The organism is Spirillospora sp. CA-108201 (assembly GCF_050936235.1).
In the GTDB taxonomy this organism is placed as follows: domain Bacteria; phylum Actinomycetota; class Actinomycetes; order Streptosporangiales; family Streptosporangiaceae; genus Spirillospora.
Map to the genome: position 1 here is coordinate 4,935,954 of NZ_JBNJNE010000001.1, position 15,826 is coordinate 4,951,779.

The 15,826-nt window shown below is 70.6% G+C and carries 11 protein-coding genes; 6 read left to right on the forward strand and 5 right to left on the reverse strand.

What is annotated here, in order from left to right; genetic code table 11:
* The gene (locus tag ACQEU6_RS23825; protein ID WP_499335088.1) at positions 1-2,934 is read right to left on the reverse strand and encodes an ATP-binding protein; all 2,934 of its coding nucleotides are present in this window, start codon (positions 2,932-2,934) and stop codon (positions 1-3) included.
* 261 nt (positions 2,935-3,195) lie between these two features.
* Here ACQEU6_RS23825 and dnaE point away from each other — a divergent pair, with 261 nt between their 5' ends.
* Positions 3,196-6,753: a DNA polymerase III subunit alpha gene (dnaE, locus tag ACQEU6_RS23830; protein ID WP_499335090.1), complete on the forward strand. Its 3,558-nt coding sequence runs from the start codon at positions 3,196-3,198 to the stop codon at positions 6,751-6,753.
* A gap of 58 nt (positions 6,754-6,811) precedes the next feature.
* Positions 6,812-7,753 (forward strand): LysR family transcriptional regulator, encoded by a 942-nt coding sequence (locus ACQEU6_RS23835; RefSeq protein WP_499335092.1) that lies wholly within the window; start codon positions 6,812-6,814, stop codon positions 7,751-7,753.
* Between the two features lie 18 nt (positions 7,754-7,771).
* Here the strand turns inward: ACQEU6_RS23835 and ACQEU6_RS23840 are convergent, their stop codons facing one another.
* The gene (locus ACQEU6_RS23840; protein WP_499335093.1) at positions 7,772-8,170 is read right to left on the reverse strand and encodes an ATP-binding protein; all 399 of its coding nucleotides are present in this window, start codon (positions 8,168-8,170) and stop codon (positions 7,772-7,774) included.
* A gap of 83 nt (positions 8,171-8,253) precedes the next feature.
* Positions 8,254-9,126 (reverse strand): transposase family protein, encoded by an 873-nt coding sequence (locus ACQEU6_RS23845; protein WP_499335095.1) that lies wholly within the window; start codon positions 9,124-9,126, stop codon positions 8,254-8,256.
* A gap of 97 nt (positions 9,127-9,223) precedes the next feature.
* Between ACQEU6_RS23845 and ACQEU6_RS23850 the strand changes: the two genes are divergently transcribed.
* The 4 genes from ACQEU6_RS23850 to ACQEU6_RS23865 all read left to right on the forward strand — a co-directional run bounded on the left by ACQEU6_RS23850 (position 9,224) and on the right by ACQEU6_RS23865 (position 12,255).
* Positions 9,224-10,186, forward strand: coding sequence for an IS110 family transposase (locus ACQEU6_RS23850; protein ID WP_499335097.1), 963 nt, complete (start codon positions 9,224-9,226; stop codon positions 10,184-10,186).
* A gap of 183 nt (positions 10,187-10,369) precedes the next feature.
* Positions 10,370-10,942 carry a GTP cyclohydrolase II gene (locus ACQEU6_RS23855; protein WP_499335099.1) on the forward strand — a complete coding sequence of 191 codons (573 nt, stop codon included), beginning with the start codon at positions 10,370-10,372 and terminating at the stop codon, positions 10,940-10,942.
* Between the two features lie 462 nt (positions 10,943-11,404).
* A complete protein-coding gene (locus ACQEU6_RS23860; RefSeq protein ID WP_499335101.1) occupies positions 11,405-12,076 on the forward strand; it encodes a DUF5753 domain-containing protein in 672 nt (223 codons plus the stop codon).
* On the forward strand, positions 12,067-12,255 hold the full coding sequence (locus ACQEU6_RS23865; protein WP_499335103.1) for a DUF397 domain-containing protein: 189 nt from the start codon (positions 12,067-12,069) through the stop codon (positions 12,253-12,255). The genes ACQEU6_RS23860 and ACQEU6_RS23865 overlap by 10 nt, the downstream gene beginning before the upstream one ends.
* A 57-nt stretch (positions 12,256-12,312) precedes the next feature.
* Here ACQEU6_RS23865 and ACQEU6_RS23870 read toward each other — a convergent pair whose 3' ends face one another.
* Both ACQEU6_RS23870 and ACQEU6_RS23875 read right to left on the reverse strand, forming a co-directional pair.
* Positions 12,313-13,494: a serine hydrolase domain-containing protein gene (locus ACQEU6_RS23870; protein ID WP_499335105.1), complete on the reverse strand. Its 1,182-nt coding sequence runs from the start codon at positions 13,492-13,494 to the stop codon at positions 12,313-12,315.
* 106 nt (positions 13,495-13,600) lie between these two features.
* A complete protein-coding gene (locus ACQEU6_RS23875) occupies positions 13,601-15,634 on the reverse strand; it encodes a hypothetical protein (protein WP_499335107.1) in 2,034 nt (677 codons plus the stop codon).
* Positions 15,635-15,826 lie beyond the last annotated feature (192 nt).

The window sequence follows — 15,826 nt, forward strand, 5'->3', positions numbered from 1 at the left end:
TCACTCGGCCTGCGGGTTGAGGAACGCGAGGCCCTTGGACGGGTCCTCGAACGGTGTGACGAAGCGGTCGTACCAGCTCAGGACGGGCTCCAGCCATCCGGTGACGCGCATCGTCCCGGCGACGTGCTCGATCTGGTCGTCCTCGTCGACGCCGATCGCCACGACGGCCAGGTCCTTGAAGAAGCCCGACTGGTCGTCGTCGCCGTAGAGGGCCGTCGCGGCGATGGGGCGGTTGCGTTCCAGCTCCATGGACAGCGGGTGGCGGCGCAGGGCGCGGAGCCGGTGGCCGAGCTTGGCGTCCGGCGGCTGCCTGAGGCCGGGCAGCTGGTAGTCCAGGGGCGGCGCGAGGGCGTGCTTGTCGGGCGCGCTGCCGCCGTAGGGGAAGAGCCTGCCGAGCTCGTGCAGCCACCTGACCTGCGGAACCACCCAGTTCGACCCGGGGGCCGACCCCGGCGGGCCGCCGCCGAGCAGCCGCTGGGCGATCTCGGCGACGGCGGCGGTGAGGTCCGCCGGCGGGAAGGCGGTGCGCAGCCCCCGCGACCGCCGGGACACCGCACGTTCGAGGACGGTCGCCAGCGCGCACTCGCGGAGCCGGGGCGCGAGCCGCGACCAGGCGCGCCCCAGTTCCGGCGGGACCGACGGGATCGGGCGGTTCGCCACATGCGCCAGGACGAGCGTGTCGCCCCACAGGCGCAGCCACGCCCACTCGGCATGGCCCGCGATCAGGTCCGCCTCGCGCAGCTCGTACAGGGTGCAGGCGCGCCCCGACCGGCACTCGCAGCCGCACGCCGACGAGCGCCGCCCGTCCACGGGCGGGGGCGGGCCGGGCAGCTCCGCCTCGCGGCCCTCGCCCAGCGGCACCCGCACGCGCAGCGGACGGTCCATCCCGTCGGCGAACACGGCGGCGACGCCCGGACGCAGCGACACCACCTCGCGGGACTGGTCGCCGTCCAGGTTCATCGCGGCGCCGACCTGGTGCCGGTCGTCGAACGCGGGCAGCCGGTGCACGACCTTCAGCGCCGTGTTCTTGATGACGTCCGGGACGAGCTTCGTCGGGATCTGCTCGGCGACGATGATGCCCTCGCCGTACGCGCGGATCTCGGCGAGCATCCCGGCGAACAGCTCGACGGCGTGGGAGCTGCCGCGCTCCGGGCCGCGGTTGCGCAGCAGCCGGTGCGCCTCCTCGATCACGATGACGTGCCGCAGCGCCGACCCGGTGGTGCGGTCGCGCTTGCGCTCCCGCATCCGCAGGTGCTCGACGATGCGGATGATGAGCGTCCCCATGAGGAACGCCTTGTCCTCGTCGTTCGCGACGTCCTCGATGGCGAGCACGATGTTGTCGCGCAGCATTCCGCCGATGTCGGCCGGGTGGCCGCCCTCGAAGAACCGTCCGGCCGAGCCGATGCGCAGCGACCGCAGGCGCACGTCCACGAACCCCTGCACGTCGGCCATCAGCTCGCGCCCGTAGCCCACGTCCTGGATGACCTGGAGCGCCGCGTTCTGCAACTGCTCCAGCGTCGGCACCGCGGGCTCGATGAGCGACCCGGGGACGCCCCCGCCCGTCACCACGTCCCACCCGTTGTTCTCGTAGACGCGCTGCAGCGCCTGCGCCATGATCTGCGGGAACGGCTCCTCGGCGTCGAACGCGGCCTGGAACAGGGCGCGCACCATGTCGATGTGCGCCTGGACGGGGTAGCCCGGCTCCGGCGCGAGCGGGTTCACCGACAGCGGCACCGAGTCCGGGTCGGAGGGGTTGACGACCGTGACCGGACCGCCGAGGTCCTGGATGCGGCCCGCCATCGCCGCGTACTCCGACTTCGCCGGCTCGATCGCCAGCCACGGCACGCCGGCCCGGGTGAGCTGCTCCAGCAGGTGCCGGACGGTCTGCGACTTCCCCGCGCCGGTCGCGCCCGTGACGAACACGTGCCGGTTGATGGTCGAGCGGGGAACCGCGAACCGCCCGACCTCGCGGTCCTGGCCGTCCAGGATGGCGCCCAGCTCGATCTGCGCCTCCCCGCTCGCCGGCGCCGTCTCGGACGTCACGTCGAAGTATCCGGCGTCCAGCACCCGCAGCCCCGGGACCTCCCGGCGCGGCAGTCCCGCCAGCGCCGCCAGCGCCCCGGCCGTGGCCGTGAACGGGAACCGCTGCTCCGCCTCGCCCATCGGCCGCGCCGCCGCGGGCGCCGCCCCCGGGCCCAGCATCTCGGCGAAGGTTCCGCTCCCCTGCCCCGACCTCAGCCGGTACGGATGGTGCCCGAGCTCCATCGACCCGACCAGCACGGGCGCGATCTGCCCCAGTTCCGCCTGCGTCGCGGCCCCGGCGACCACCCGGACCTGCCAGAGCCCCGCCTCGCGGAACGCGTCCAGCTCGGCGAGCCGCCGGTCGGCCCGCGCCACCGCGAGCCGCGCGTGCTCGTCCTCGCCTCGCCGCAACATCCGCAACTCGTGGTGCAGCTCGCGCATCTCGACGTCGACCAGCCGCTCGTCGCACGGGTCGGCGACCACGAACCACCCGAACGGCCGCTCCATCAGCGTGGCGAGCGTCGACTCGAACAGCCCCGGACCGCCGACGGCCCCGGCCGCCCCCTGCGGGGCGAGCCGTCCCGGACACCGCGTCCACGCCATCCGCTCGGCCTGCCGCAGCCACCCGTCCCCGACCGGCACGCCGCGCGCACCGCTGGGGAACAGCAGCCCGTGCGTCTCCGCCCCGGCCTCGGGCGTCCCGATCGGCCCCGCATTGGTGATCAGCTCCAGCGGCGCCCCGCCGCCCGCCGACAGCCACCCGACGACGAACGGCCTCCCCAGCCGCGCCGCCGACAGCGCCGCGGGCAGCACGCTCACGAAGTCCCACTCCGCGGACGCCTCCCGCTGCGGGCTCGGGATCGCCTGGATCCGGTACCAGGGCCCCGGCAGCGCGAACGGCGTCCCCTGCACGGCGGCCGGCGGCCCACCGCCCCACCCCAGAGGCGGCCTGCCAGCACCAGACGAACCAGGGGGCATAGTCACCCCAGCATCCTTCCCCGCTCCCGCCCCCGGCGCCAATGCCCCGTCCGGAAGAACCCGCCCTCCCCCGCCGTCCAGCGCACCTGCACGCACAACTGATGGTTGTGGCGGGTGGCGTGTCGTTTGTTGGACACCACTGGTCGCTCTCCGGTCGAATGCGCGGATTCGCAGCTGAATCTACAACCGGAGGTCGTGGTCGTCGTGAGGTCGTTCGTGCATCTCCACGTGCACACCGAGTACAGCATGCTGGACGGCGCCGCCAAGATCACTCCGCTGATGGACGAGGTCGCGCGGCAGCGGATGCCCGCGGTGGCGATGAGCGATCACGGCAACGTGCACGGGGCGCACGAGTTCTTCCACGCGGCGGCCGCGGCCGGCGTCAAGCCGATCATCGGCACCGAGGCCTACGTCGCGCCGGCGTCGCGGTTCCACAAGCAGGCGGTGTACTGGAGCGAGGACCGCGCGCTGCGCCGCTCGGACGACGAGACCGGCCGGGGCGGTGACGTGTCGGGCCGCGGCCTGTACACGCACATGACGATGTGGGCGGCGGACGCCGGAGGGCTGCGGAACCTGTTCCGGCTCCAGTCGCGCGCATGGCTGGAAGGCCACGTCCAGAAATATCCGCGGATGGACGACGAACTGCTCGGCGAGCACGGTGCGGGCATCATCGCCACGACCGGCTGCCCGTCCGGCGCCGTGCAGACCCGGCTCCGTCTCGGGCAGTACGACCAGGCCGTCGAGGCCGCCGCACGCTACCGGGACATCTTCGGCAAGGACAACTACTTCCTGGAACTGATGGACCACGGCCTGGCCATCGAGCGGCGCGTCCGCGACGACCTGCTGAGACTCGGCGAACATCTGGGCCTGCCCCCTCTGGCCACCAACGACTCGCACTACGTGACCGAGGACCAGGCCGCGGCGCACGACGCGCTGCTGTGCATCGGCACGGGCAAGCAACTCGCCGACCAGAACCGGTTCCGGTTCTCCGGGTCGGGCTACTTCGTCAAGAGCGCCGCGGAGATGCGGGCGTCGTGGGACCGCGAGGTCCCCGGGGCGTGCGACAACACCCTGCTGATCGCCGAACGCGTCGGCGACTACGCGGAGGTCTTCGCCCACCGCGACCTCATGCCCGAGTTCCCCGTCCCCGACGGGGAGAGCGAATCGTCGTGGCTGCGCAAGGAGACCCTGGCCGGAGCCGGGCGCCGCTACGGCGGCGATCCGCCGCGGGACGTCCTGGACCGTATCGACTACGAGCTGTCGGTGATCGACGGCATGGGGTTCCCGGGGTACTTCCTGGTGGTCGCCGACATCTGCCGGCACGCCCGCGCCGGCGGGATCGGCCTCGGTCCGGGCCGCGGGTCGGCGACCGGGTCGATGGTGGCGTACTGCACGGGGATCACCGAACTGGACCCGATCGAGCACGGGCTGATCTTCGAGCGGTTCCTCAACCCCGAGCGGATCACGATGCCCGACGTCGACCTCGACCTCGACGACCGGCGCCGCGACGAGATGATCGACTACGTCACCGCGAAGTACGGCGGCGACCGGGTGTGCCAGATCGTCACCTTCGGCACGATCAAGGCCAAGGCCGCGGTGAAGGACGCCGGCCGGGTGCTGGGCTACCCCTACGCCCTCGGCGACCGGATCACCAAGGCGTTCCCGGCCGCCGCCGGCGGCAGGGAGATCCCCCTGTCCGCCATCCACGACGCCGGCCACCCCCGCCACGGCGAGGCCGGCGAGCTGCGCAGGATGTACGCGGAGGAACCCGACGTCAAGCGGGTCATCGACACCGCCATGGGCGTCGAGGGCCTGACCCGCGGCACCGGCGTCCACGCCGCCGGGGTGATCCTGTCGTCCGAGCCGCTGATCGACGTGCTCCCCCTGGTCAAGCCCAAGCAGGGCGGCCCGGTCATCACCGGGTTCCCGTTCACCCAGGCCGAGGAGATGGGCCTGCTGAAGATGGACTTCCTCGGGCTGCGCAACCTCACCGTCATCAACGACGCGGTCGCCGGCGTCAGAGCCAACAAGGGCGTCGACATCGACATCCTCAAGGTCCCGCTCGACGACGCCAGAACCTACGAGCTGCTCGCCCGCGGCGACACCCTCGGGGTCTTCCAGCTCGACGGCGGCGGGATGCGGACCCTGCTGCGGCTGATGCGCCCCACCGAGTTCACCGACATCGCGGCGGTCTCCGCCCTGTACCGGCCGGGGCCGATGGAGATGAACGCCCACACCAACTACGCGCTGCGCAAGACCGGCAGGCAGAAGGTCGAACCGATCCACCCCGAGCTCAAGGACGCGCTGGAACCCATCCTGGGCGACACCTACCACCTGGTCGTCTTCCAGGAGCAGGTCATGGCGATCGCCCAGCAGCTCGCCGGATACTCCCTCGGCGGCGCCGACATGCTGCGCCGCGCGATGGGCAAGAAGAAGAAGGAGGTCCTGGACGCCGAGTGGGGCAGGTTCTCCACCGGCATGCGGGACCGCGGCTTCTCCGACGAGGCGGTCAAAGCCGTCTGGGACGTGCTGGTCCCCTTCTCCGGATACGGCTTCAACAAGTCCCACACCGCCGGGTACGGCGTCGTCTCGTACTGGACGGCCTACCTCAAGGCCAACCATCCCGCCGAATACCTCGCCGCGCTGCTCACCTCGGTCGGCGACGACAAGGACAAGATGGCGGTGTACCTGGCCGACTGCCGCCGCCTGGGCATCAAGGTGCTGCCACCCGACGTCAACCAGAGCGAACTGGACTTCACCGCCGTCGGGCACGACATCCGCTTCGGCCTGGGCGCGATCCGCAACGCCGGGGCGGGCATCGTCGACGCCATCGTCCGCACCCGCCGGGAAGAGGGCGACTACACCGGCTTCAACGACTTCCTGGCCAAGGTCCCGCAGAGCGTCTGCAACAAGCGCGTCATCGAGTCGCTGGCCAAGGCCGGCGCGTTCGACGGCCTCGGCCACCCCCGCAAGGGCCTGGTCATGGTCCACGAGCAGGCCGTCGACGCGGTCATCGACCTCAAGCGCAACGCCGCCCGCGGCCAGGACTCCCTCTTCGGCGCCTCCACCGAGGCCGCCGAGACCCTCACGGTCGAGGTCCCCGAGCAGGAATGGGACACCGGCACCCTGCTGGCCTTCGAACGCGAGATGCTCGGCCTGTACGTCTCGTCCCACCCCCTGGACGGCGCCGAACCGATCCTCGAAGCCAACCGCGACACCGCGATCGCCGACCTGCTGGCCTCCGCCCGCGCCGACGCACCCGTGCGGGTGGCCGGAATCGTCTCGGCCCTGCAGCGCAAGGTCACCAAGCAGGGCAGCCCGTGGGCGGTCGTCACCCTCGAAGACCACGACGCCGCCGTGGAATGCCTCGTCTTCCCCAAGACCTACACCCTCTACGGGCAGACCCTGGCCGAAGACCGGGTGATCTCCGTGCGCGGCCGGACGAACATCCGCGACGAGACGCTCAGCGTCTACGGCGAGGAGATCACCACCCTCGACCTCGCCCGGGCGGCCGCCGGGCCGCCCGTCGTCATCCACGTCCACGAAGACCGGCTGAACCTCCGACTCGTCGGAGAACTCAAACAGACCCTCACCGCCCACCCCGGCCGCACGCCCGTCCACCTGCTCCTTCACCGCCACGGGCCCAAGAGCGTCCTGTTCGACCTGCGCCCCTTCCAGGTCACCCCGGGTCCCGCCTTCTACGGCGACGTCAAGGCTCTGCTCGGCCCGGCGTCACTCATAGGATCCGACTGACTCCCGGCGGCGCCACCGCCCCCGATCCGCCGCGGCGTCCGACAGCTTGGAGTACTTGATGGAGATGGACCTCGGCGCCGTCCGGGCCTTCCTCGCCGTCGTCGACGCCGGACGCTTCACCGAGGCCGCCGACCGCCTGGACATGACCCAGCAGGCGGTCTCCAAGCGGATCGCCAAGCTCGAAGCGGCCGTCGGCGTCCCGCTGCTGCGCCGCTCCCGCACCGGCGCCGAGGCCACCGAGGAAGGCGCGGCCTTCCTCCCGCAGGCCCGAGCGCTGATCAGCCTCGCCGACCAGGCCACCGCGATGCTGCGCGCCCGCCACCGCCCCCTGCGCATCGACGTGCTCGGCTACAACTCGGCCCCGATCGAGATCGTCCGCTCCTACTACGAGACGGGTGACGCCGAGGTCGACATCGTCATCTCCCGCGGCGCCGGCTCACGCTGGACGGCCCTCACCGACGGCTCCGTCGACGCCGCCTTCGGCCGGGTCACCGGCGCACTTCCCCCCGGGATCAAACGCGTCCCTGCCGCTCTGGAGCCCATCCCCATCCTGGTCGGCCACCGGCACCGCCTCGCCGAACGCCGCCGGGTACCCATGGCCGAACTCGCCGGCTCGACGGCATGGATGCCCGGCAACACCCCCGAAAGCGAGTGGGCGGACTACTACCGCCGCCTCAGCGCGGAGTTCGGCATCCACATCGACACCTCGGGCCCTGTCTTCGGTCACGACCACATCATGGAGAAGGTCGGCGCCTCCCCCGGCCTCATCACCTTCGGCAACAAGACCCAGTACCCCGGTCACCCGGACGTCGTCCAGATCGCCATCACCGACCCCACCCCGGCCTACCCCTGGTCCCTGATGTGGCACGAGGCCAACCACCACCCGTCCCTCCCGAGCTTCGTCACCCATGTAGAGCACCGCTATCGCTCCCACACGCCCGGTTTCCCATGGCTTCCCTCCCCCGACCGCCCCCACTTTCCGGATGGCGGACGGGGGTAGGCCGTCCCCCTCCGGTCTTCACGAGGTGTCGAGGACCGCGAAGACGACCTTGCCGGCGTTGCCGGAAAGAGGGCGGACGCCCCAAGAGCGTGCGAACTGGTCGACGATGAACAGCCCCCGGCCCGCCTCGTCGGTGATGTCCGCGCACTGGACGCGGGGCAGATCGCAGGTCGCGTCCTGGACCTCCATCCACAGCGCGCCGTCATCAGTGCGCCCGATCCGTAACGTCACGTCGCCGTCGGACGCGGACGCGTAGCGGAGTGCGTTGGTGACCAGCTCGCTCGCCACCAGGCACGGCACAAAGTCGTCCATTTCCCACTGACCGGCGACCAATCGAACGAACCGCCGCACCTCGGCAACGACCGCAAGGTCGTTCTTCACCACCATCTCGTTCTCATGACACGCCGCCTCACCCATGATCCGTCTCCTCACTGTGATGGTGGGGTGATGTTGTTCCAGCGCTGGTGGCAGGCGGTGGCTTTCCGCTGGTGGCGGCGTCGTCAGGCGGACCAGCGCAGGACGTGCGCGAGGTCGCGGCGCGGCTGTGGCAGGACAGCGGCCCGCAGGAGTCGGAGCAGTTCGCGGGCGCTGACCGGGACGAGATCGGGCGTCTGCTCGGTGGTGCGGGCGGTGCGGGCCCGGGCGATGGCAAGGACAGCGGCGGCCACCAGGCTGATCAGGCTCCACCGCATCCATGAGTTCCAGCAGGTCACCTGGCCCTGGTCCAGCCCTGCCAGGTTCTTGGCGGTGTGGAAGTCCTTCTCGATCCGCCAGCGCGTGCAGACCACGCGCACGAGTTCGCAGAGCGTGACAGGGGCGGCCGAGTGGCAGCGGTAGAAGGACAGCTCGCGGGTGTAGCGGTGGCGGCGGACCAGCAGAGCGTTGTGCCCGGCCGGGGTGCCGTCGGCGGGATCGTCGTCGGCCAGGACGTCGACAACCGCCCAGTCGTAGTGGCGGTCGCCTTTGGTCCCGTGCCCGGTGCGCAGGCGCATCCAGGCGCGGTCGGGCAGCTTCGCGACCAGGCGGGTGGCGGTGAATGCGCCGGCCGGGGTGTCAACGGTGTGGTCGGCGCGGACCCCCGCGGTGCGGGCGCGCTCCAGCATGGTGCAGGCCAGCTCGGGGTCCCACACCCCGCGGGACAGGAAGTGCTGCAAGCGGTGCGGCCCCGAGTGACCGAGCGCCTCCGCCAGCGTCCAGCAGTTCACCCGCTGCAGCCCCATCAGCATCGCCTCGGTCATCCGGCGAGCGAGCAACCGCGGCTCCCGACGCGGAAAGCAATCCGCCACCTCGGCCATGAACGCCCCGAACACCTCGGTCCACCCCTGCCCGACTACCGTGGCCTCCACGGCCATCGCGTTCTGATTCGTCCTCACAAACGATCAGCATCGCGGTGGCCGCCCGTCTGCCCCCAGCCACCCGGCATCCCGATAACCAGCCCAGACACCTCATCGATCAAGAACTACAGCTGCCGTGTCTGCCCATCAGGAAGCTGTCCGGAAAACGCGTGGCCCCTCAGTCAGCAAGGCCGGTTACCGGCAGCTGCAGCGATTCGCACGCGCATGGCCGTGGGCCCGCTGGGCCATCGAAGGCGCCCGCGGCCTCGGTGCACCGCCGGCCGACGACGGCATCGCCGTGCTGGACGTGCCGGCCAAGCTCGCGCGTCGCGTCCGGTTGCTGTCGACCGGCCACGGCCGCAAGACCGACGAGGCCGACGCTCTGTCGGTCGGCATCGCGGCTCAGACCGCCACCGGACTGCACGTGGCCCGCCTGGACGAGGCCGTCACCGCAATGCGCGCCCTGATCGAGCACCGCGAGAACCTGGTGCGCACCCGAACCCAGACCATCAACCGGCTGCACGCCCTGCCCACCAACCTCGTCCCGGCCGGCCTGCCGCGCAGGCTGACCGCCGACATCGCCGCCAAAGCCCTGCGCGGGGTGCGTCGTCAGGCCGTCTTGGGTTGCACGCTGCCCGCCATGGTGGTGGACCTGGTCGCCGAGATCCGGCGCTTGGACCGGCGGATCACCGCTGTTGCCGAGCAGATCTCCGCGGCGGTCACTGATTCCGGCACCAGCCTGACCGAGTTGCACGGCAGGTCACTTGTCGGCGGCCAAGATCCTCGCACGCACAGCGGGCGTCGACCGGTTCCGATCGGCCGCCGCGTTCGCCTCCTATCGCGGCGTCGCGCCGCTGGACGCCTCGTCCGGAGACGTCAAACGGCACCGGCTATCGAGGGCCGGCGACCGGTAGCTCAACTCCGCACTGCCCATCATGGCCATCACCCAGATCCGCCGCCAGACCGCTGGCCGGGACTTCTACCAGCGCAAACGCGCCGAGGGCAAGAAGTCTTGCGCAGCCTGAAACGACGGCTCCGCGACGTCGTCTACCGGACCGTGATCCGAGACACGGACACATCTCTGCTCGCCGCCGCCTGACACAGAGAGGTGCCGAAAACCGGACACTCGCGGGCCAGGTGCTCGTTGAGGGGTTGGGCACCCAGAAACATGGTTGCCAAGAGGTGCGTGTGGCGGACTGTCCCAGTGTGAGCCGTATTGCGGTTCGTACAAACCAGAGAAAGGATCAATAAGATGATACTGGCTAGCACCATTATTCCGGTAATGGGTGAGAAACTCTCGGTATCGTTGCACGAGGACACGTCGGGCGTCCAGTGCCTCAGTTTTTATCGGGGCGATCTCGGTCTGCCGGGAACCGCCATCAGACCACATTCTTCCTGCCTTTTCGGTGAAGCCATCTGTGCTGAGGATTGTGACTGCCGAACGCAACTCCAGGGGGCGTTCCGGGAGATCCATAGGCGTGGTCGAGGCGCGGTCATCTATCTGTTTCAGGAGGGCCGGGGTGCCGGTCTGCTGTACAAGATTCGTGGCTTGGAGATACAGCGGGTCAAAGGCATCAACTCCTTCGCCGCGTACAAGGCGATGGGGTTGCCCCCTGATCTGCGGAACTACAGCATGACCAAGACCGCGCTCGCCGATATCGGGGTCGGCGACACGGTCATCCTGATGTCGAACAGCCCAACGAAGCGGGCGGCTCTGGAGGAAATGGGTTATGCGGTGGTAGATCAACTGCAGCTCCCCTGCCGGATCAGCCGACACGCTTTGCCCGAACTCCTAATGAAGAAGGAGGAGGGAAACCATAAAGTGGACTTCAGCAAAATCACGTTTTTCGACTAACTGCACGGAATGCGTGGATGCTGATGGAAAGCTTGAAGTAGTGACCCAGGGCTAGCGATAGATCGGCTGGGCCGAAAAGCAGCGGCATCCCGGCCTGCCCAGGCCCGGGACACCGCACGTCAACCAGACAGGCCCTCGGACTTCTCCAGTCCGGGGGCCTGTCGAATATCATCGCCCCGGCGATGCTCAGGTAGTCCGCGATCAAAATCGGGCCGTTCGGGTTGGCGCCGTACGCGCGCACGCTCCGATGCTGTTCTCTCGGTGAGACTTGCTGCGTAGGGACGCCTGCCGTTGCGGCCGTGGCTGCGGGGCGGTGTCCTCTCCCTTGGGACTGACCCATGTTCTATCTGGCCCCGGATGTTGCCGGTGCCGTTGGCGCGATCTGTCGGTTTTCCTTCGTCGAGTCCCATCGCCGCGTGTTCGGGGTGAAGCGGCTGGCATGGGAGCCGGGGGCCCGCACAGGTGAGCCGTATCGAGGCGGGGAAGAAGCGCGCCACGCGGCCGTTCGTGGAGATCGTGGACGACCACCTTGAGGCGCATGGAGCGCTGATCGGTCTGTGGGAGGACCTGAACAAGGACGGTCACCCTGTGCCCGTCTGGTTCGACTGGCCGCAGGTCGAAGGCGATGCGGTGATGCTGGCCTGCTGGGAGCACGGCGTGATACCTGGACTGCTCCAGACCGTGGCCTACACGTCAGTTCTCCTGAGGGGAAACCAGGAAGCCATAGACCTCCGACTGCGACGCCAGGCCATCCTCACGAGGGACGATGGAACGCCCCCCACGCTCTTTGTGCTGCTGCTCGATGAGCACGCCCTTTACCGGCGGGTCGGTCCCGTCGAGACGATGAAGGAGCAGTTGGAGCACCTGCTCACTATGGGCATGTTGCCGAACATCACGATTCAAGTAGTCTTGGCAAGTGGTGAGCACACCGGCAACTCAGGTGACTTCATGATTGCGACGATGGAGGACCGCAGCGAGGTTGCCTACGTCGAGACGGCCATCCGTGGCATCGCAACAGACAACCCGACGGACTTGGCCACTCTGGCGCGAACTCTGATCGAACTCCGTGCACAGGCACTTACTGAAAATATGTCGCGCGAGGTCATCAGGAAGGCAATAGAGAAATGGACCTGAGGAACAAGTCTTGGCGCAGGAGTAGCCGCAGCACATCCAGTGGCGGGAACTGCGTCGAGCTGGCGGACGCGGCCGGAGCGGTGGCCGTGCGGGACAGCAAGGACCCGACCGGCCCCGTGCTCCTCCTGCCCCGCGCAGCCCTCCGCACCGCCCTGGACTCCGCCCTCCCGACGCGCTGATCGCCATCCTGATCAACCGCCGCCACGGCGTGGGGGCCTGCGCGGCGACGTCGCAATTCATGGGGTGCCGGGGCCCACGGCGCACAGCGCGTGGTCGATCAGGGCGCTGGCCGCGTCCTCCTGGGCCTTGATGTGCTCGAACGTGTCGCCGCGCGCCTCGGACATGGAGACCACGGCGCTTCGCCTGGCGTCCTCGGTGACGCCGTTGAGGGTGATGTAGCCGCCGTCCCCGCCCTCGTGGCTCCAGTACGTGCCCCCGCAGCTCAGGGGACGTTCGACCAGGCCGAGGCCGTAGCGGCCGCCGGGCCACGACTGCTGGACCTCCGCGCTCACCGGGACGGTCCGCTTCATCTCCGCCAGCTGCCGCGCCGGCAGCAGACGGCCCGCGAGCAGCGCCCGGAAGAACCGGTTCTGGTCCCGCGTGGTCGTGACCCACGCGAGGTTCTGGTGGTCCACCGGGATCTGGTCGGTGACGTCCACCCGGGAGCCGGGGCCGAAGAGCTGGTAAGCCCGGGCATGCGGCCGGGGCAGGGTGGACGAGGTGCCGACCCACCGGGTCTGGACGAGGCCGAGCGGGCGCAGAACGCGGGCGCCGATCTCCCCGCGGGCGGGTTGGCCGGTGGCCTTCTGGATGATCATGTCGAGCAGGACGTAGCCGGTGTTGGAGTAACTCCAGTCCGTGCCGGGCGAGAAGTCCGGTGCGTGGGCCATGGCGCGGGCGACCAGCTGCTCGGGGCTGTAGAGGTCGTGGCGCTGCTGGTAGTACTCCTCCGGCGTGGTGTATCCGGGCAGGTCGTCGTGGATGCCGCTGGTGTGCTGGAGCAGTTGGCGGACGGTGATCCGGCCGCCGTCGTTGCCGTTGCCCTCCACCACTCCCGGCAGCCAGTGGCCGACCTTGTCGTCCAGGGACAGCCGGCCCTCGGCCACCAACTGGAGCACCACGGTCGCCACCAGCGTCTTGGACGTACTGGCCATACGGAAGTAGCCGTTGGAAGGGACCGGGCGGCCGGTCTTCAGGTCGGCGGTGCCGCTGGTGGCGACCCACTGCCGTCCGTCGGGACCGACCATGCGGGCCTGGACCCCACTGACCCCCAGGTCACGGATCGCCTCGGTGTCCTGGCGCAACCGCTCCACAGCGGAGGGACCGGCGGGCCGGGCGACGGCCGGAGCCACATCGCAGGCGAGCACCGCGGCGACACCGACCGCCACGGCGAGATACCTGCGCAGAATCGAAGTCATGCCCAAAACGCTAGTTTCGGCCCCCACCGCCCACGACCCGGCATCCCCCAAGATCGCAACGGGGGTTATCCCCACCAGCGCGAGAGACGCGAGGCTGCCCGCGCCGTCAGGAGGTGGACGGGGGGTTGGCCTTGTGGCGGCCGGTGGGCTTCAGGGGTGGGACCTTGCGGGGCTGGCGGGGGCCGGTGCCTCTGGGGAGCGCGTGGCGGGCCTTGGGGAGACGCGGTGGGGCCGGGGGATCGGGAGGCTTCGCGGGCTCCGGCGGGGCGGGGTCGGGCTGTTCCGGGGTCTCCTGCTGTTCGCGGAGGTACTCCTCGAACTCCATCGAGTGGGCGGTCGGCAGCGTGATGATGCCCGGATTCGCGTCCACCAGGAGGGTGCGGCGGCCCGTCGCGCCCGAGTGGGTGAAGACCATGGCGGTCGGCGGGAGCTCCTGGAGTTGCGGGGGCTCGACGAGGAGTTCGCGGAAGCGCTGCTTGTCGGGGCGCCGCCGGGCGACCGTGCGGCCCCAGGCGGTCGCGGAGCTGATGCCCTCCACCAGGACGGAGTCGTCGGCGGCGGGGGCGGGCAGCGGCGTCCAGACCGGGTCGGTGAGGCCGTCGCCGCGCGGGCGGGCGTAGGCGACCGTGCTCGCGTAGGTCTCGCCGGCGACGTCGAACAGCGTCTCGGCGGCCGAGTCGGTGATCTCGGCGACGAGCAGCGGCTGCCCGGCGCCGATGTGCTCGGCGGCGACGCGGGCGTCCTCGGGGTTGCCGAGGCGCATGAACCCGACGGCGGCGTGGCCGCGGCGGCCGAGGCGCTCGCGGACGTGGCCGGGGATCGACCGGTACATGAGGACGAGCCCGGTGCCGGTGGCCTCGCAGGCGTCGATGAGGCGGTCCAGGACGTCCCCGCGCAGCTTCTCGGCCCCGCACAGGAACAGCGTGTGGTCCCAGCGGCCGCCGGGCGGGGCCTCGCGGATCCGGTGCGTGAGGGCGGTCGTGACGTAGGTGCCGAGGATGCGGTTGGTGAGGACGCCGGCGCGCCGGTCCATCGAGACCACGTGGAGGCGCGAGGGCGGCAGCCGGACGGGCTCGGTGGCGAGCTTCTCCAGCTTGCGGAGCTGCGCCTCCAGCGCCCACGCGCGGCGGACGACGATGCGGTCGGTGGCGTCGCGGCCGAAGAGGGTCGCGATGCGCTCGTGCTGCTCGTCGGTGAGCAGGCCCTTGCGCAGGTCGTCGCGGGGGTCGCCGACCTGGGCGAGGACGCGCAGGGCGGCGGTGATCCTCGGGATCGTGGTGTCCGGGCCGAGGACCTCGATGAGGCGTTCCAGGATCGAGTTGTCGAACGACAGGTCGCGGGTGCCGCCCTCCTCCTCGCCCGCGCTGACGACGAGGGACAGCACGTCGGCGAGCGCCTCGGGGTTCAGGCCGCGGGTGGCGTCCAGGCGCGGCAGGTCGGCGGGCAGGACCCAGACGAGCGGGTCGTCGCCGCGGTTCGCCGCGAGCCGGAGGAGGTCGTGCGCGACCGCCCCTTCGGACAGGTCGATGACGGTCAGCCGCGCGCCCACCGCGAGCCTGGCGGCGCCCATCGTCGTGACGGCCGCGGACCACCCGGCGAGCGTCCCGCCCACGACGTCCACCCGGTCGACCCCTGGCGGGACGGCCACCGGGTACCACTCGCGCTGGCTCTCGTACGCCGACTGGCGGCGTTCCCACTCGGCCCGATCCTTGGCGTAGGCCTCGTCGGCCTTCCTGTGGGCCCGCTCGCGTGCGGCCCGAGCGCGCGCCTCCGCGTCCCGCTCCTGGGCGATCCGTTCGCGGACGCCGCGCTCGTCCCGCCACAGCGCGCCGCCGGTGATGGCGAGGACGACGCCGCACGCCAGCAGCGCCACGACGGCGAACGCCCACGGGATCACCCCGGCGGCGCCGCACAGGAGGAACAGCCCGACGAACACCAGCGTGCCGGCGAAGGCGATGCGCAGCGGCTTTCCCGCCATGTCCTCGCCGAGCCGCCGCGCGGGCGGCGGCAGCGGCGGCCGTGCGGGCTCCTCAGGCCGGTCGGGGGGCGGCCCCGGGTCGGGGTGCACCTGCGCGTAGCGCCAGCCCACGTAGACGCGGTCGGCCTGTGTCAGCCGCGCCATCGCGGACCCGCTCGCCATGTCCGTCACGTCGAGAGACCCCTGGGAGTCGCGGGAATGTGGGGAACGCCTGGGGGTGGCCGGTTCGGTTGCTTACGGTCTGGTTTCCTACACAGCACAGGGTAAAGAGCTTCCCGCGTTCCCGCGCCACGTTCAATGGAAGAGCCCCGAGGACGCGTCTTCTCGCTCGCCAAATCGGTCACCAGGTCAGCC